Source organism: Pseudobutyrivibrio ruminis AD2017, from assembly GCF_000424305.1.
GTDB classification, from domain to species: domain Bacteria; phylum Bacillota; class Clostridia; order Lachnospirales; family Lachnospiraceae; genus Pseudobutyrivibrio; species Pseudobutyrivibrio ruminis_B.
The window spans coordinates 134,368-152,778 of the sequence record NZ_AUJQ01000006.1 but is presented as its reverse complement, the minus strand read 5'-3'; the positions used below and the strand labels follow the sequence as shown (position 1 = coordinate 152,778).

The window sequence follows — 18,411 nt, the reverse complement described above, 5'->3', positions numbered from 1 at the left end:
CGTGCCGTTATAATAACAAAAATACTTTAACATGTAAAGATAATTTTTACATTGTCTCTGGTTCTGGATAGTCAACACCAAAAGTCTCAACTGTAACCTTCTTCATCTTCTGCTCTTCAACAGGTCTGTCTGACCAGTCTGTTGCTGTCTCAGCAATCTTGTTAACTACGTCCATACCTTCGATAACCTTACCGAATGCTGCGTAATCTCCATCAAGATGTGGGCTAGTCTTGTGCATGATGAAGAACTGGCTTCCTGCTGAATTAGGAAGCATTGTACGAGCCATTGAAAGTACACCTGGCTCATGCTTTAAGTCGTTCTTAAAGCCGTTGCTTGTGAACTCACCCTTGATAGAATAACCTGGGCCACCCATTCCTGTTCCGTCTGGATCGCCACCCTGAAGCATGAAGCCGTTGATTACTCTATGGAAGATTACTCCATCATAGAAGTTGTGGTTAATCAAGCTGATAAAGTTGTTTACTGTGTTTGGAGCGATTTCAGGATAGAGCTCAGCCTTCATGATATCGCCATTTTCCATCTCAATTGTAACTACTGGATTCTGTGCCATATTAATCTCCTTTTATAGTTTCTCTATTATTTCCTTGGCAGATGCGAGGTAGGTATTTTCTACGTCGTAGATGCGGCCTGCGTCGGCTGCTGTTGCGAAGCTTCTATCCATTGGCATCTTGCCAAGTACTGGAATGTTAAGTGAAGCTGCTACCTCATCTACATGGCTCTCACCAAAGATTTGGATTTTCTTTCCACAATCAGGACAAGCGATGTATGAATAGTTTTCTACAAGTCCGATAACTGGGATGTGCATCATATCTGCCATGTTATATGCTTTCTTAACGATCATCTGAACAAGCTCCTGTGGGCTTGTTACGATAACGATTCCATCTACTGGAAGTGACTGGAAGCATGTAAGTGGAACATCACCTGTTCCAGGTGGCATATCAACGAATAAGTAATCAACGTCACCCCACTGTACATCTGTCCAGAACTGCTTAACTACACCAGCGATAACTGGACCACGCCATACAACTGGTGACTCCTCATCATCAAGTAAGAGATTGATGGACATGATTTTTGTTCCATCCTCTGCTACCTCTGGGAATGTTCCGTCATCATTTCCTGTTGCAGGACCATGAACACCAAACATCTTTGGGATAGATGGGCCAGTGATATCTGCATCCAAAATTCCTACCTTATATCCTGCACGTGCCATAACGCCTGCTAAAGATGAAGTTACAAGTGACTTACCAACGCCACCCTTACCAGATACTACACCGATAACGTGCTTGATATGTGAGTTTTTATTTGGCTCCTCTAAAAATGCTGTATTTCTAACACCCTTTTCAGCTGCCGCCTTTGAAGGACAGCCTTCGCAAGAGCCTCTGCTACATGTGCTTGCTGAAGCGCATGAATCTTTCTCTGCCATTTTAGACCTCCTGTTTACAATCATACTAACCGTCATATTATATCATATCTGCCAAATATGTACGGGTTTATTTACAATACATTACTTAAAAAATGTATTAGTTTGGGATTGTTGATAACTGCATCAACCAGCCATATGAGTTATCCACAATATCCACATCCTAAAAATTTTGGTTGAGGATAACTTCAGTCAATTCTGTCACTCTCTCATTTATCCACAATAATATTGTTAATTTCTGCCTATAAATGTGGATTTTTCGGACTATAATACTGAGTGAGACATATTTCAACGAACATATTTTCCACAGAAGTTATCCACAAATGTAAATAACTTAACAATCTCATTGAAAATCTTTTCAGAATAATAGATAATCAAAAGGAAGTATTTTTTAAACGAGGAATGTTATGAGCAATACAAAAAAAATCTTATCCTTCGCAGTTGAATTAGGAGACATCTTACTTCGAAACGGAGCGGAAGTATATAGAGTAGAGGATAGCGTTCTTGCCATTCTTAATGCATACGATATCACAGACTGTGATGTTTATGTTTTAAGTAACGGTATTTTCGCCAGTGCCGAAGAAGTAACAGAACATGGCAGTTCGATGATAAGACATGTGCCGATGTATCCAATGCACTTATCAAGAATCGCAGCTCTTAATTCTTTATGCAGAAGATTTTGTGCTAAAGAAATAGAATTAGATGATGCATGGAAAGAATTAGAAGAATGTAAAAAGATTCCATCATACAGCTTACCTGTATTAGTAATCGCAACAGCAATTGGCTGCGGCGGCTTCTCGTATATGTTTGGCGGATCTATATTAGATGCGCTGTGCGCCATAGTGGTAGGAGCAGTTCTTAAATTATTCTTGGATTTTGAATCGAGAACTACTCATTCCAAAACAATAACAAATGTGCTTGGAAGTATGGTAATTGCTATCGTAGCAGTACTCTTCTACATCAGTGGGCTTCCAGTTCATTTTGATAAAATTATAATAGGAAGTATTATGCCTTTGGTACCTGGAATCCCTATTACAAATGGTATTAGAGATTTCATTAATGGCGATTATCTGTCAGGTTCCATCCGAGTTATCGATGCATTGCTTACAGCCTTTTGCATAGCGGTGGGAATAGGTATTGTTATTTCAATAGTTCAAATCGGAGGTATAATCATATAATGGTTTTAGATTACATTGTTCAGTTTATTGTTGCTATGGTAGCAACACTTTGTTTTGCCATAGTTTTTAGTGCTCCTAAATCAGAGCTTATTTATTGTGGTTTGTCAGGGGCTATCGGCTGGATATTTTACATACTTATCTCAGCAGTTTTATCAGCTCCAACTCTTGGTAACGTGGTAGGTTCATTCTTACTTACTACTTTTTCAAGAATACTTGCTGCTAAACGCAAAAATCCCGTCACCATTTACATTATCGCAGGAATCTTCCCACTAGTACCTGGTGCCGGAATTTATTACACTTCTTATTATTTAATTACAAATAACGTTGCAGAATTTGCTACCTATGGCTTATCAACACTTAAGACAGCCGGTGCGATTGTAATGGGAATCATCCTTGGTATGGCATTCCCACAAAGCTGGTTTAATACATTTTTTGCACCTTCCTATCGTAAGTCATAAGACCATTTAATTCGTCTTCTATATCGGTGGCCTGTGTATAAACAGCCCCGCTTAGTCCCTCTTTTTGGAGGGACTTTATTTTTTCCATAATTTTCTCGTAGGCATCCTGCATATCCTTGGCGTGTTCATATTTCTTGTAGCCATACACCGCATCTCGTTTTACATGATTACCTACTTTAAGAGAAAATCCACCAAATTCTGAAATGACATAAGGCTTATCTGTTATCTTAACCTTTAAATCTTCAAAATAAACATGCTCAGAGAAGACATCACCGCAGCCCTCATGGAACCAGCCGCTTGCAGCATCAAAAGGACGTGATTCATCAAATCTCTTGGCAAATTCTAAGCATGATTTAGCATCAAACTGTCCCCAGCCTTCGTTAAACAGACACCACTGTCCAATGCATGGAACGTTTCTAAGCTGCTTTATTGTTTCTTCGCATTCTGTAAACCATACTTCCTTTGATTTGGCAGTGTTTCTGCCTGTAAATCTAAGGAACAAACGGTTCTTATCCCTGGTATTTCCGAAAGGTCTGACCACAGTTGGGATATTGCAAATCATGTTCATATCGTACTTGGTTCCGCCATTTACAATGTCCTGCCAAACAATCATGCCGATTCTGTCGCAATGGAAGTACCATCTCATAGGCTCTATTTTGCAATGCTTTCTAATCATATTAAAGCCAAGCCCCTTGATACTTTCAATATCATTTATCATTGCGGCATCTGAAGGTGGTGTCATTAAGCTTTCTGGATAATATCCCTGGTCTAACACCCCGTTCATGAAATATGGCTTATTATTTAATGTAAGCCTTGGGATTCCTTCCTCATCCTTGCCTACGCCAAACTTTCTCATAGCAAAATAAGTAGAAAAGACATCCTTACCATATTCAATATTAATAAAATACAGATTAGGCTCCTCTGGACTCCAAAGCTTGTAATCCTTCAGGTTTAATGTCACATAAATCTTGTCATCCTTGATTTTATCAACGGTAAAGTCTTTTATTAAATCCTGATTAGAGGATGATATATTCACATGCCCTTTTAACTCAGACACCTTTAGCTCTATTTTTACATTGTTCTCATCTATGTTTGGAATCATGGTAAGGTTTGAAACATAAACCTGAGGCACCCACTCCATCCATACTGTCTGCCAGATACCACTTTGAGCACTATACCACATTCCACAAGGGTCCAAAGACTGTTTTCCTCTGGCATAGCCAATCCTGTCAGTGTAATCCCTAACTCTTACCTTTAGCTCGTTTTCACCTTCTACTACATAATCTGATATATCAAAAGAAAAGGATGTAAATCCTCCTTCATGAATTCCAATGTTTATTCCATTTACCGACACGTAAGCCACCTGATCAACAGCACCGAAATGCAAAATCAGATGCTTTGTCTTTCTTACCTTGTCGATAACAAAATGTTTTGTATATTCAAGGGTTTCTTCTGGAAGAAGTGTGTGCCTGTCTGTTCCAGACAAAGCGGTTTCCGGAGAAAATGGGACTTCGATTAAACCGTGGGAAACCACCTCGCCTTTGCCGCTGATGATGCGGTAGTTCCACTTACCATTAATATTTATATAAGATTTGCGCTGTAATTGAGGGCGTGGATATTCCTGCAGTCCCTCATACTTATAGTCTGTGCTAAGCTCGTAGCGTGTGGCATTCTTATCAGGCTTAGCAATTGCTCCTAGCATTTCCTTCCAATACATTTTGGTCCCCTCCTCAGTATTTTCATAACTCTGGTCCGGCTGTTACATGGCTAGCCGGTAGTCCGGCTGTTACGTTCACAATAATAAATATTACTCCGTCGCGGGATTGCTCCTTGAGTAATATTTATTATTGTTAACTACAGCCTCATCTAAAAATTCATATATTTCTTATATACGTACTTCAGACGATTTACGTTTGACCCAACTACGGTATACGTATGTCAGGCAGATGGTGTGGGCGGTTAGGGTTAGGAGCCAGCTTCCTGGGTAAGAGAAGAATAATACGTTTTGAGTGCGATTAATCTGGAAGTATGTGGCAATCCAGATAAGTCTTGTGGCACAGGCTCCTATCAATGATACAATCATTGGAACTGTAGATTTACCTAATCCACGTAAACCACCTGTTAATGAATCCATTATTCCACATAGGAAATATGGGCAGCATACCCAAAACAGACGAAGTGTTCCTGCTGCGATAGCATCGGCACTATCTGTGTATATTCCAAGTAATGGTGCTGAGAATATATATGCAAGATTTCCAAGAACTAATCCTACAACGGTAACAATCCCAAGGCACTCAAATATTACCTTTCTTACTCTCTTTTCATCTCCCGCTCCATAGTTCTGGCCTACGAATGTGACGCAGGTCTGAGATACGGAATTCATGGATACATATACAAATCCTTCGATGCTTGATGCTGCAGATGAGCCTGCAATAACAGCTGTACCGAAAGAATTAATTGCTGATTGAATAACTACGTTTGATAGTGAGAACACTGTTCCTTGGATTCCTGCTGGAAGTCCAATTCTTATAATACGATTTAATATCTTTCTATCTATTTTAATCTTGCTAAAATTAAGCTTTAGCGCATCCTCCTGCCTTGTAAAGAATACTATCAGCATGCCGCAGGAAATATAGTTAGATGTAACGGTAGCAATAGCAACACCTGCAACACCCAGATTGAATACAATAACAAGGATTAAGTTAAGGATAACATTAACAACACCTGCAACTGTCAAAAATATAAGGGGATGTGTTGTATCACCGGCAGCCCTAAGAATGGCAGCCAAAAAGTTGTAAAGCATTATTGCTGGCATAGCCAGAAAATATAAACGCACGTACAATGTAGCAAGACCAATAACATCCTCTGGCGAACCCATTATTTCCAAAATAGGTTTAGCCAAAAACAGACCTATAAATATAAGAACAAATCCACAGATAATAGAAAAAGCCACACTTGTATGCACAGTTTTCTTAACATCCTTTTCCTGGCCTGCACCGTAAAACTGAGCTGCGCACACATTGGCACCTACAGACATACCTATGAATAAATTGGTCATGAGATTTATAAGTGAATTAGTGGAACCAACCGCTGCAAGGGAAGCCTCGCCAGCAAAACGCCCCACAACAATTACATCAGCTGCATTAAACAAAAGCTGCAAGACACCTGATAAAATAATTGGAATGGTAAAGATTATTAATTTGCCCAAAAGTGGGCCATGGGTCATATCGATTTTCTTACTTGAATTCATAGATTGATTGTATCACTTTATATAGCTAAAGGCGAGTCCGAAGACTCGCCTTTAATAAAATTAAAGAAAGAAATTATAGGAAAAATCTAATCTTAAAAGATTAAATGTAGTCCTTGAATTATTTTGCAGCTAACTCAGCCTTAAGAGCTTCTGTAAGAGCTGGAAGGATCTTGTTAAGATCTCCAACGATACCGTAGTCAGCTACGTCAAAGATAGGAGCTGTCTCATCCTTGTTAATAGCAATGATGATGTCAGACTCTTCCATACCTGCTGTATGCTGGATAGCACCAGAGATACCGATTGCGAAATATACATTAGGACGAACAGTCTTACCTGTCTGACCTACCTGAAGATCCTTTGGCTTCCAACCAGCATCTACAACTGCACGTGAGCAAGATACTGTACCACCAAGTACCTCAGCGAGGTCATCAAGAAGCTTGAAGTTCTCTGCAGAACCAACTCCACGACCACCAGATACAAGGATCTTAGCATCCATGATATCTACTGTTGAAGTAACGTTCTTTACAACGTTAAGGATCTCAACGAATCTGTTGTTAGGCTTGATTTCTGGGTTGAAGTTGATAACTTCTGCCTTACGGCCAGCAACCTTCTCAAGCTTTTGCATAACACCTGGACGAACTGTAGCCATCTGTGGACGGTTGTCTGGGCATGCGATTGTAGCGATTGTGTTACCACCGAATGCTGGACGAGTCATAAGAAGCTGATTATGCTTCTGCTCCTGACCCTCGCGTGGCTGAAGTGGAAAATCACCAATCTCAAGTGATGTACAGTCAGCTGTAAGACCTGTTGCTACTCTAGCTGAAACTGTAGGACCAAGATCACGACCGATAGCTGTTGCACCAACGAGCATAATCTCTGGCTTGTATTCATTAATGTATGCAGCAAGTGCCTGTGCATAAGGCTCTGTACGATATGTCTCAAGCTCCTTGTTATCAATAACAACTACCTTGTCTGCACCGTACTCACCAAGCTCATCTGCAAGGTTAGCGATACCTGAACCAAGTACTACTGCTGTTACCTCTGTTCCTAAATCTGCTGCAAGCTCATGTGCCTTACCGATAAGTTCGAAGGCAATTGAGCTAAGTTTATTATCAACCTGCTGAGCGAATATAGCTACGCCCTTGTATTCTTCTAATGACATTATGTTTGCCTCCTCTTATTAAATTACATGCTTTTCTTTAAGCTTGCCAACGATATAATCAACTGACTCCTTAGGGTCAAGAGCAACCTTCTCGCCTGCTCCCTTACGAACCTTATCAGATGCCTTAGCAATCTTTGTTGGAGAACCAGCAAGACCGATGTTAGCATCATCAAGATCTGTAAGATCATCTCTACCCCAAACTGTTACTTCCTTATCAAATGCATCGAAAATTCCGCCTGGAGTCATATAACGTGGCTCGTTAAGCTCTGCAAGAGCTGTTACAAGACAAGGCATCTGAGCCTTAATCTCGTGATATCTATCCTCGTACTGACGCTGTACGATAACGTTGTTTCCTTCAACCTGAATCTTCTCAGCGTATGAGATAACTGGAAGACCAAGGTGCTCAGCGATCTGTGGACCAACCTGTGCTGTATCACCATCGATAGCCTGACGACCTGTGATGATAAGGTCATAATCAAGCTTCTTAAGGCCTGCAGCGATTGTTGAAGATGTTGCCCAAGTATCAGCACCACCAAGACGTCTATCTGTGATAAGAACTGCCTCATCAGCTCCCATTGCAAGAGCTTCGCGAAGCATATCATCAGCCTTTGGAAGACCCATTGTTACAACTGTAACCTTTGCGCCTGTTTCATCCTTAAGACGAAGAGCAGCCTCAAGACCTGCCTTGTCATCAGGGTTCATAATAGCAAGCATGCTTGCTCTATCAAGAGTTCCATCTGGGTTAAACTTTACGCCGCCCTTTGTATCAGGAACCTGTTTAATACATACTACGATATTCATGTATTTAATCTCCTTTATATGATCCTAATCTTACTTGAGCATTGAGCCAGAGATAACCATTCTCTGAACCTCAGATGTTCCCTCATAAATCTCTGTAATCTTTGCATCACGCATCATACGCTCTACGTCATACTCTCTTGTATAACCGTAACCACCGTGAAGCTGAACAGCCTTTGTTGTAACTGCCATAGCAGCCTCAGCAGCGAAAAGCTTAGCCTCAGCAGCCTCTACAGAGTAGCTTGTCTTGTGATCAACAGCATACTGATCCTTTGTGCAAGCAGCCTTGTAAACTAAGTACTTAGCAGCATCCATTCTAGCCTTCATATCAGCAAGCTGGAATGATGTGTTCTGGAATGCAGCGATTGGACGACCAAACTGCTTTCTTTCCTTTACAAAATCAATTGTCGCGTCGATTGAGCCTTCGCCAATACCAAGAGCCTGAGCAGCGATACCAATACGTCCACCATCAAGTGTGTGCATAGCGATACCAAAGCCCTTACCTCTTGTACCAAGGAGATTCTCCTTTGGAATACGGCAATCCTGGAAGATAAGCTCGTATGTAGAAGAAGCACGGATACCCATCTTCTTCTCCTTTGTACCGAATGTAAATCCAGGAGTATCCTTCTCTACGATGAATGCAGAGAACTTCTTAGACTTACGTCCCTTAGCATCTTCAACGATATCTGTAACTGCGATAACGATGTAGACGTCAGCTTCCTTACCATTTGTGATGAAGCACTTAGAACCGTTAAGTACCCAAGAATCTCCATCCTCAACAGCCTTACACTGAGCGCCCTGAGCGTCTGTACCAGCACCTGGCTCTGTAAGAGCGAATGCACCAAGCTTCTTACCACTTGCAAGTGGAACTAAGTACTTCTGCTTCTGCTCTTCTGTACCATATGTAAGAATAGGATCGCAGCAAAGTGATGTATGTGCTGAAACGATAACACCTGTTGTACCGCAAACCTTTGAAAGCTCCTCTACGCACAAGATGTATGTAAGAACATCACATCCCTGTCCGCCGTACTCCTTTGGTACTGGAATACCCATGAAGCCGTACTTCATCATCTTCTCAACGTTCTCACGTGGGAAAACTTCTGTCTCATCAATTTCCTGAGCAACTGGCTTTACTTCATTCTGAGCGAAATCTCTGAATAACTGTCTAGCCATCTCATGCTTTTTATCTAATGTAAAATCCATGATCTGAATCTCCTTTTATTTTTATTACTGAGCATCTACTGCTGTCTTAGTACGATCTGCGTTGTATACGTAGAATCCCTTACCAGACTTAACACCAAGGTTACCACCACGTACCATCTTACGAAGAAGTGGGCAAGCACGATACTTGCTGTCGCCTGTTTCGTTGTAAAGAACGTCCATGATTGCAAGGCAGATATCAAGACCGATGAAATCACCAAGCTCAAGTGGTCCCATTGGGTGGTTAGCACCAAGCTTCATAGCAGCATCGATACCAGCGATATCAGAAACACCTTCCATCTTGATGAAAGCAGCTTCGTTAATCATTGGGATAAGGATACGGTTTACTACGAAACCAGCAGCCTCGTTAACCTGTACAGGAGTCTTACCGATTTCCTCAGCAATCTTCTTAATCTTCTCTACAGTCTCAACTGGTGTGTTAACACCTGCGATAACTTCAACAAGCTTCATTCTGTCAGCTGGGTTGAAGAAGTGCATACCGATCATTGGACGTGTAAGTCCGTTACCAATCTCTGTGATTGAAAGAGATGATGTGTTAGAAGCAAAGATGCAGTCAGCCTTTGCAATCTTGTCAAGCTCTGCAAATGTTGTCTTCTTAACTTCCATGTTCTCGAAAGCTGCCTCAACGATGAGGTCGCAATCTGCACAAAGGTCTTCCTTAAGACCTGGTGTAATCTTAGCAAGGATAGCATCTACTGTAGCCTGCTCCATCTTGCCTTTTTCAACAAGTCTTGCATAACCCTTAGCAATCTTGTCCTTTCCACCTTCTGCCCACTCCTGCTTAATATCGCAGAGTGCTACTTCATAACCGTCTACCATTGCAAAAGCCTTTGCAATACCCTGGCCCATAGTACCAGCGCCAATTACGCCTACTTTCATTTTTATTCCTCCTGAATAATTTAGTCCGTGACAATTCCTCTATTCTTACATGCTCCCGCAGGCCATCTCCCATACTTTCGCTCCGGTGCAGTAGCTCCTCACTCGGTATGGGGCCCTCCTGCTCGCGCTTGCCTAGACTGAGAAATTGTCACTCACTTAATATTTATAATTTATAGAATAATTAAACTCTAAAACGTATGCTTATCGTCTTAACGAACGATTAGCCTTCGTACTTCTCGATGATTGTTGCGCAACCCATACCGCCACCGATGCAAAGAGTAGCAAGACCCTTCTTGTACTCTGGGTTGTGAATCATATCGTAAATTAATGTTACAAGGATACGAGCACCTGAAGCTCCAACTGGGTGACCAAGTGCGATAGCACCACCGTTTGGATTAAGCTTGTTAAGGTCGAAGCCAAGCTCCTTACCAACTGCTACTGACTGAGCAGCGAATGCTTCGTTTGCTTCGTAAACGTCAAGATCTTCGATTGTAAGACCAGCCTTAGCAAGAGCCTTCTTTGTTGCAGGAACTGGACCAACACCCATGATTTCAGGAGCACATCCGCCAAGTGCACCAGCTACGAATGTAGCGAGTGGCTTAACACCAAGTTCCTTAGCCTTCTCCTCAGACATAACAACAAGTGCAGCTGCACCATCGTTGATACCTGAAGCGTTACCAGCTGTAACAACTCCGTTTGGATAAAGAGCCTTAAGCTTAGCAAGACCTTCCATTGTTGTACCAGGTCTTGGGCCTTCATCTGTATCAAAGATAACTGTTTCTTTCTTCTTCTTGATTTCTACAGGAACGATTTCGTCCTTGAATGCGCCAGCTTCGATAGCCTTGCAAGCCTTGTTCTGAGAGTTAACTGCGAACTCATCAAGTTCTTCTCTTGTAAGCTTCCACTGCTCAGCTACGTTATCAGCTGTCTTAATCATATGGTAATCGTTGTATGCATCCCAAAGAGCATCCTTAACCATTGTATCTACTAATGCGCCCTGGCTGTTTGATGGCCAAGTCATTCTGTAACCATAACGACCATTTGGAAGTGCGAATGGTGCAAGTGACATGTTCTCCATACCACCAGCAACAACTACATCAGCATCACCACACATGATCATCTGAGCTGCCTGGTTTACACAGTTAAGACCAGAACCGCAAACAACGTTTGTAGTAACTGCTGTTGTCTCATTTGGAAGACCAGCCTTGATAGCTGCCTGACGTGCAACGTTCTGTCCTAATCCAGCCTGGATAACGCATCCCATGTATACGTGCTCAACGTCCTCTGGCTTGATACCAGCTCTCTTAACTGCTTCCTTGATAACGATTGCACCAAGCTCTGGTGCTGGAATTGTGCTAAGTGAACCGCCCATTGTACCAATGGCTGTTCTACATGCGCTAGCAATAACTACTTTTTTTCCCATGTTTTCTTTCTCCTTTGATTAAATAGATTATTGGGTCGATTTGATTTTCTTTCTCTTTGTACATTTTCTACAAATTGAAGGTTGTTAAACTGTTAATTTTTTAACGAACCTTGTCAAAAAAAAAGACCTCAATCGCCCACCGATGTGAAAATTTTAACACACTTATATCTGAAATTCAATTGCAATTTTTTGTCATAGCCCTACTGTTAAGATGTTTTTTCTGAATATTGTGAGGATAATCATTCAATTCTCTAACTCCGCTCGTTAAAAAATTATCAAAAAACCTTGATTTTTCGTTATAATGGAAACCGCTTCTATCTAGGACAGTTTCCTAATTGTGTCTTTTAATGTGACAATTTGCATAAAATTCGCAATTTCCCTATATCGAGTTTAATCTCCTATAGGTATTATTATAAAAAGACTACGTCTGTATCGCTTTACCAGCGATACAGACGTAGCTACATAAATATTTCAATACTAAACCTTTAGAATCCAACTGTTGTAAATCTATATGTATATAGATTATCACTCCAACTTCCTATTGGATCTGCTGTACTTACAAATAATATTCTGTACAATAATCGTCCACTACCATCTCTTGCAAAACAGCCATTATGATTTCTTTCATGCCCCGTTGTTTCAGCACCAACTCTTGCTATCATCTGCCAATTTAGCCTATCCATTGATTCTAGACTACCATCCCAAACGGCACTGTATACAGATTGGACAGCTGAGATAAAATTCAGTGGTCCATCTGGAAATGGGTGTGTATCGCAGGTCATATAAATCATTCCATCTAAATAGGCAAAATCAGCATTACTAATGAAATCATATCTACAAGTAATTTGTTTCTTTCCCAAGTGAACGACATTATTCAAATCTGAGCAATCAAGCTGTTCAACATATGTTGTCGTTTGTGATGCTGAGCCACTGGTGTAAAATAGAAAAATGTTCCCATTGTAATTGAGCAATGATGGTTGACCTACACCCCAGAAGCCATCTCTGGTGGCCCATATAACTCTTCCAGTTTTCACCCAATTTACCAAATCATTGGATACCGCAAAACCTATTTCATTTGCGGTGCAATCGTATGTAGCGCAGCCTAAATATGCCATTAAATATGTGTATGCACTTCCATTAAAACTAAAATCACCAGATATAATAGATGGATCGCAAACCTGCACTGAATCCCAATCACCTTTTGTTGTAGCAAGAACTCTTTGCCCATTGCAACAAATGCCATCCATAACTTTACCAGGTGTTGCCTCATTGGAACAATAGAATACAGCACCATCAATACATGTTGGACAATATTTATAAACCTGCTCACCAGCAAGAGGAACCTCTTCTTCATAAATTGGTGATTCCTCTTCTTTTGGAAATAATTTATCGTATATATACTCATACTGGTATTTGTCCACAGTAACAATACCTGTCACTGAAACTACAACGACAAATACCACTAGAAATATAAAAAGATTTTTCTTGTTAAATAACCCCTTACGCATTACCAGGTCCTCCTTTTAAATCGGGAGGGGTGGTATTACAAATCCCCTTATATAAAGAGTATCATTAGTAAAAACTAAAATAAGCGTTTTCACAGAGGTTATACAAAAGTTTAACTGTCTGTTAATAAAGATTTAACAAAAATTTCAAAAAATTGATTGTTGCGGATTTTGGATAAAAAAAACCACATGTCATAAGCGACATGTGGTATATACTACACTACATTAGGTTCTAATTTGAATCGGTCTCTTATAGCTTTGAGATATCTTTCTTTGTTACCAGCTGCTGCAAGTATTGGTGCGTATGCATCTCTACCGCTGATGTTATAAAGATATTTATAATTGCCATCTACAGGTGAGCCAAACATACTTATATAATCCTGACAGAATTCTATGATACCTCTTTGAGTTTCTCGTATTCCTTCAAGGTTATCATCATAGTTTCCAAAGTCATACCCTACAGAGCCATTGTCTAAAGTTTTAAAGCCCTTAAACTGTCTTGTTGGAGAGCCCAAAATCAGCTCCCAAAATACATTATAGTCCTTTGCCGGATCATGTTTTTTCAATAAATCACGATTAAAACTCTGCGAATACAAGTATGCATTCATGATGCCAGTTTGTAAAAATGTTTCTGTCTGATATGGTTCAGCATTATGTACTGTATTTGTACCAGCAATCATTCCTATTATCTCACAAGGAATATTCCATTTTTCCTGACATAATCTGCGAATTGCTATGGCTCCACTACCTGCCCAACCTATATCTACAAGAAGAGCCTTATTTGCTCCTGCTAGCATCTTTTTATAATACTGCCTAGCAGCCTTATCTCTATCCTGATATAAAGAAGCTATTCTAGACGCATTTTCTTCGATAAAGATTCGTAAGATTTCAACGTTTTTAGTAGTAAGTTCATCCTCACGGTGAAGCTTTATTTTTTTACCTTCATCACCAATTAAAACTACTTTCTTACCTGCTACTGAATAGCCTTCAACTTTATCAGAAATTGAACTTAATTCCATTGATGAAAGTATCTCTGAAATCTTATAGTTCTGATTAACCTTATGATATAAAAATCTTCTGAAATAATCATTCTTATCTAACTCAAATGTAAGAATTGTAGCTGCTTTTCTAGACCAATAAGCATATTCTGTTTTGCCAGAATTTGCTTCATCAGGATACATGATTTCGTATACTTGCTTAAGTGTATCACCATCACGTGACAAGAAAAGGAGCTTATCTATGTTATGAAATTTCGCATACTCATGTATGTGTTGGCAGTAACCTAGCGCAAATAAACCGCCATAAATATATCCATACTCATATTCCATAGATGTAGATTTTGAATCTATACCTGAATAGATTCTGTTATTCACAACACCTCTATATGTACCGCCAATGATTGGAGACATATCATAGGTTCTGTAAAGCAGTGTATTTCTGTTTACGTTAGGATAGTAAAGTGTATTAAAACCATGCTTTTTAGCCATTTTAATATCACTGTGAGTGTTGTCGCCAACATGTATATATGAACAATCTTCACCCATTTTCTTCTTTACAACATCATAAAGCAAGCCATCGCTTTTACTCTTATGATATTCATTAGATATAAAAATATTCTCGTAATCCTTGTATCCATTTTTCTCAAGCATCTTTACAAGAAAATCCTTTGTAAGATACATATCAGAAGTAATAATGATTCGCTTTCCTATTTTTTGAAGACGTGTAAATACTTCCTTCATAAATGGATTAGCATAGCAAAATTGGTATTCCAATTCTTCTTCGATTTCTATTCCTTTAGATGCATCAAGGCCTGTAATGTCTTGCATACGATTCCATATGTCGTTAATATCGATTTCGTAATCAATCTTTTTCTTTTGTTTTTTAAGACCTTCAGCTCGAATTAGTCTGGCCTCATATTCGGCACGCGCCCTTAAATTCCTAAAATCCAAATAGTTTAATTTGCATCCAATTAGGAAGAATAAATCACCTGGTTCAGAGAATGGTCTAAAAATTAGCGTATCAAATATATCAAAAGAAACTACATCGTATTTGGAAAGTTTATCCACAAATGTATCAACTGAAACATCAGGAAACTCTTTTTTGAAATGCTCCATTTCAGATGATTTATATTCGACATTCTTGGACTCATACAACTTGCTTTTATCGTCTTTACCTAAAAAATGCAGGAACAACACATAGTATGCAAAATTTAACCAAAGAAGATAAAACCAAGATAAGGCTCTCACTATACCTGTAGTGTTATCATGCAGGGCATGATATCTTTTTCTTATACCAGCATGCTTATTAACCAAAATATTGTATATTAATAATCTCATTATTTTCCCTTTAAAATATCTCCCACCTATTGGTGGGAGATATTAATTAATTATTGTCGTTAGAATTAACTTTTTCTTCAAAATCTTTTAATTGCATATTTGCTCTTTTGGCTGCCTCTTCAATATCAAGTAATCCATCTCTAACTAATGAAATCAATGTATCAAGAGTGCCTTTTGTTTCGCCTTTAACTATGCCTTCTGCTATGCTTTTTGCTTTTATTTCCTCAACTGCTTTACACATATTATACTGGCCCTCCTTGTCCTTCTTTGTCAAACGAATGTCAGTAAACTCGCCCATAATTTCTGCTGTTTCTCTGTCTATTTTTAAAAATGCAGCATCATTTGAAATAGTCTCTATAAGTTCTATGCCATTATTTCGTTTGCTAAGTAACATAAACAGTTCTCTAAGCCTCGCAGAAATTCTCCAGCACCTAAAAAAAGTGAGACTTCATAAAAAATAAGAAGCTAAAAGCTTTGCAATAATCTTTCATTAATATTGCAGTTATTCATTCTTATAGTTCTTTCTCTGCAAACTTCAATGCTGAATCAATTACAGCATCCATATCGTAATACTTGTACTCACCCAAACGGCCGCCGAATAGAACTTTATCTTCTTTTGCAGCTAACTCCTTGTACTGCTCATAGAGTTTTCCATTCTTTTCGTCGTTAACAGGGTAGTATGGCTCGTCACCAGGCTTCCACTCTGAACTGTACTCACGGCTGATAATAGTCTTAGGAATGTCGTTTCCTTCATCATCCTTACCAAACTCGAACCACTTGTGCTCGATAATACGTGTCCATGGAGTCTCAGCATCTGTATAGTTTACAGCTGCATTTCCCTGGAAGTTTGGCTTATCAAGTGTTTCATTTTCAAATCTAACTGAACGATACTCGAGAGTACCAAGCTTGAAATCAAAATATGCATCGATTGGACCTGTGTAAACAACCTTGTCTGCAAGTGCATCAAGCTCTGCTTTGTTCTCGAGGTAGTCTGTGTTGAGACGAACCTCGATGCCATCAAGCATCTTCTCAACCATCTTTGTGTAACCACCAACAGGAATACCCTGATATAACGCATTGAAGTAGTTGTTATCAAATGTAAGGCGTACTGGAAGTCTCTTGATGATGAACGCAGGAAGCTCTGTACAAGGACGTCCCCACTGCTTTTGTGTGTATCCCTTGATAAGCTTTTCATAGATATCTGTACCTACAAGAGAAATAGCCTGCTCTTCAAGGTTCTTTGGCTCTGTGATACCAGCTTCTTTCTTCTGCTCTTCAATCTTAGCAGCAGCTTCTTCTGGAGTAACCACGCCCCACATCTTATTGAAGGTATACATGTTAAAAGGAAGTGAATAAAGCTCTCCTTTATAGTTTGCAACTGGTGAGTTAGTAAAACGATTGAATGTTGCAAACTTAGTTACATAATCCCATACATGCTTCATGTTTGTATGGAAGATATGGGCACCATATTTGTGTACGTGGATACCCTCAATCTTTTCTGTGTATATATTACCAGCAATGTTAGGTCTCTTGTCGATAACAAGCACCTTCTTACCAGCATCTGTTGCTTGACGAGCGAATACTGCTCCAAAAAGGCCTGAGCCAACTACTAAATAATCGTACATAATTTTCTCCTTATTAATACAAAATATTGTTAGCAATCACTTTAATATTTTTATATGTTATTTAAAACTTAAATAAACTATTTATGCCAATCATATTTCTTATACTAAACCTATTTTTTCAAAATACTTAAAGTCCTCTTCATCATTGTAAGTAACATTTTCCCTAGTCCATGAAACGTCAGTTTTTAATACCCTTGCAGGCATACCAACAATTAATGAGTTTGGTTCAAATTCACCTTTTATCATACTTCTGTATGCTAAAATACATCCTTTACCGACGTGAGTATGTGGTAATATAGCACACTCTCCGCCTAGCCAAACATGATTTTCAATATTTATCGAATCGGTATGCTCTATAGTATTATTCAAAGCCTTTTTTTCATTTAAATCCCAAATTAAATGTCCATCAGCGCCAAGAATCACAACATTCCAAGAAAACATACAATCATCACCAATTGTTATCGTTTGATTACGACCTGTATGTATTCTACCCGTAGCAATTGTATTATTCTCACCAATATTCAATATAGATTCGTTGTTAATAAAAATAACCATTCCCTCTATCTTTGTTCCACAACCGATTTTCAATGATACATCGTCCATCATCCTGTAACTTAGAGGTTTAAATACTACATTGTCGCCTATATAAATACTTGTATTATTTCCTATTTTCAGACTAAAATTTGGCGCCATTTTTACATTTTTACCTATATAAATTTTATTATTACCGCCTGTAATGGACATTTTTACGTCTGATAAACATTCAACATTATTTCCGAAATAATCGGTATAATTTCCAGCTTTGCCTAATTCAATTGGCTTATGTGCTGTCCATAAAAAATCTTTTTCTGGATGATACCCCATTTTTATATATCGATTATTATCCCAATCATTAAATGGTTGTTCCGGAAGGATCACCAAATAATACTCATTTGATTTTCCTTCCAAATAATCATCCAAAAACGTCATTTCATCAACCCTATCAGGATTTCTAGTAACATAGATTCCAGCTTTTAATCCAGTCTGTTCAAACAATGCCTTTTCAAAATTACTATTCTTATAACGCAATGCTAGTTTTCTTCCACGACTTTTTTCTAAAATCAAGTCAGCTACATACTTCAAATAAGAATTCACCTTA

The 18,411-nt window shown here is 39.1% G+C and carries 16 protein-coding genes; 2 read left to right on the top strand and 14 right to left on the bottom strand.

Translation table 11 applies throughout. The features are described 5' to 3' along the window. Window positions 1-46 precede the first annotated feature (46 nt). A complete protein-coding gene (locus tag G611_RS0105425; RefSeq protein ID WP_028242764.1) occupies window positions 47-568 on the bottom strand; it encodes a peptidylprolyl isomerase in 522 nt (173 codons plus the stop codon). Window positions 569-580: 12 nt separating this feature from the next. Then, window positions 581-1,441 carry an Mrp/NBP35 family ATP-binding protein gene (locus tag G611_RS0105420; RefSeq protein WP_028242763.1) on the bottom strand — a complete coding sequence of 287 codons (861 nt, stop codon included), beginning with the start codon at window positions 1,439-1,441 and terminating at the stop codon, window positions 581-583. 404 nt (window positions 1,442-1,845) lie between these two features. On the opposite strand from G611_RS0105420, the gene G611_RS0105415 reads away from it, so the two are divergent. Then, window positions 1,846-2,616 carry a threonine/serine ThrE exporter family protein gene (locus G611_RS0105415; RefSeq protein ID WP_028242762.1) on the top strand — a complete coding sequence of 257 codons (771 nt, stop codon included), beginning with the start codon at window positions 1,846-1,848 and terminating at the stop codon, window positions 2,614-2,616. Next, window positions 2,616-3,074: a threonine/serine exporter family protein gene (locus G611_RS0105410; RefSeq protein ID WP_028242761.1), complete on the top strand. Its 459-nt coding sequence runs from the start codon at window positions 2,616-2,618 to the stop codon at window positions 3,072-3,074. The genes G611_RS0105415 and G611_RS0105410 overlap by 1 nt, the downstream gene beginning before the upstream one ends. Here G611_RS0105410 and G611_RS14005 read toward each other — a convergent pair. The 12 genes from G611_RS14005 to G611_RS0105350 form a co-directional block, all read right to left on the bottom strand. Next, a complete protein-coding gene (locus G611_RS14005; protein ID WP_051195085.1) occupies window positions 3,037-4,791 on the bottom strand; it encodes a glycoside hydrolase family 2 protein in 1,755 nt (584 codons plus the stop codon). The genes G611_RS0105410 and G611_RS14005 overlap by 38 nt on opposite strands. Before the next feature lie 168 nt (window positions 4,792-4,959). Further along, window positions 4,960-6,324 carry an MATE family efflux transporter gene (locus G611_RS0105400; protein ID WP_028242760.1) on the bottom strand — a complete coding sequence of 455 codons (1,365 nt, stop codon included), beginning with the start codon at window positions 6,322-6,324 and terminating at the stop codon, window positions 4,960-4,962. Window positions 6,325-6,442: 118 nt separating this feature from the next. Continuing rightward, the gene (locus tag G611_RS0105395) at window positions 6,443-7,486 is read right to left on the bottom strand and encodes an electron transfer flavoprotein subunit alpha/FixB family protein (protein WP_028242759.1); all 1,044 of its coding nucleotides are present in this window, start codon (window positions 7,484-7,486) and stop codon (window positions 6,443-6,445) included. Window positions 7,487-7,504: 18 nt separating this feature from the next. After that, window positions 7,505-8,287 carry an electron transfer flavoprotein subunit beta/FixA family protein gene (locus G611_RS0105390; RefSeq protein ID WP_028242758.1) on the bottom strand — a complete coding sequence of 261 codons (783 nt, stop codon included), beginning with the start codon at window positions 8,285-8,287 and terminating at the stop codon, window positions 7,505-7,507. Between the two features lie 30 nt (window positions 8,288-8,317). Then, window positions 8,318-9,487, bottom strand: coding sequence for an acyl-CoA dehydrogenase (locus tag G611_RS0105385; RefSeq protein WP_028242757.1), 1,170 nt, complete (start codon window positions 9,485-9,487; stop codon window positions 8,318-8,320). Window positions 9,488-9,511: 24 nt separating this feature from the next. Further along, on the bottom strand, window positions 9,512-10,384 hold the full coding sequence (locus G611_RS0105380) for a 3-hydroxyacyl-CoA dehydrogenase family protein (protein ID WP_028242756.1): 873 nt from the start codon (window positions 10,382-10,384) through the stop codon (window positions 9,512-9,514). 220 nt (window positions 10,385-10,604) lie between these two features. Continuing rightward, a complete protein-coding gene (locus tag G611_RS0105375; RefSeq protein WP_028242755.1) occupies window positions 10,605-11,807 on the bottom strand; it encodes an acetyl-CoA C-acetyltransferase in 1,203 nt (400 codons plus the stop codon). Between the two features lie 485 nt (window positions 11,808-12,292). After that, window positions 12,293-13,315, bottom strand: coding sequence for a hypothetical protein (locus G611_RS0105370; RefSeq protein ID WP_028242754.1), 1,023 nt, complete (start codon window positions 13,313-13,315; stop codon window positions 12,293-12,295). Between the two features lie 212 nt (window positions 13,316-13,527). Next, on the bottom strand, window positions 13,528-15,648 hold the full coding sequence (locus tag G611_RS0105365; RefSeq protein WP_028242753.1) for an HAD family hydrolase: 2,121 nt from the start codon (window positions 15,646-15,648) through the stop codon (window positions 13,528-13,530). A 46-nt stretch (window positions 15,649-15,694) separates the two neighbouring features. Further along, window positions 15,695-16,042 carry a hypothetical protein gene (locus tag G611_RS15210; RefSeq protein WP_051195084.1) on the bottom strand — a complete coding sequence of 116 codons (348 nt, stop codon included), beginning with the start codon at window positions 16,040-16,042 and terminating at the stop codon, window positions 15,695-15,697. Window positions 16,043-16,160: 118 nt separating this feature from the next. After that, window positions 16,161-17,273, bottom strand: coding sequence for a UDP-galactopyranose mutase (glf, locus tag G611_RS0105355; RefSeq protein WP_028242752.1), 1,113 nt, complete (start codon window positions 17,271-17,273; stop codon window positions 16,161-16,163). Between the two features lie 99 nt (window positions 17,274-17,372). Beyond that, on the bottom strand, window positions 17,373-18,395 hold the full coding sequence (locus G611_RS0105350) for an acyltransferase (protein ID WP_028242751.1): 1,023 nt from the start codon (window positions 18,393-18,395) through the stop codon (window positions 17,373-17,375). Window positions 18,396-18,411 lie beyond the last annotated feature (16 nt).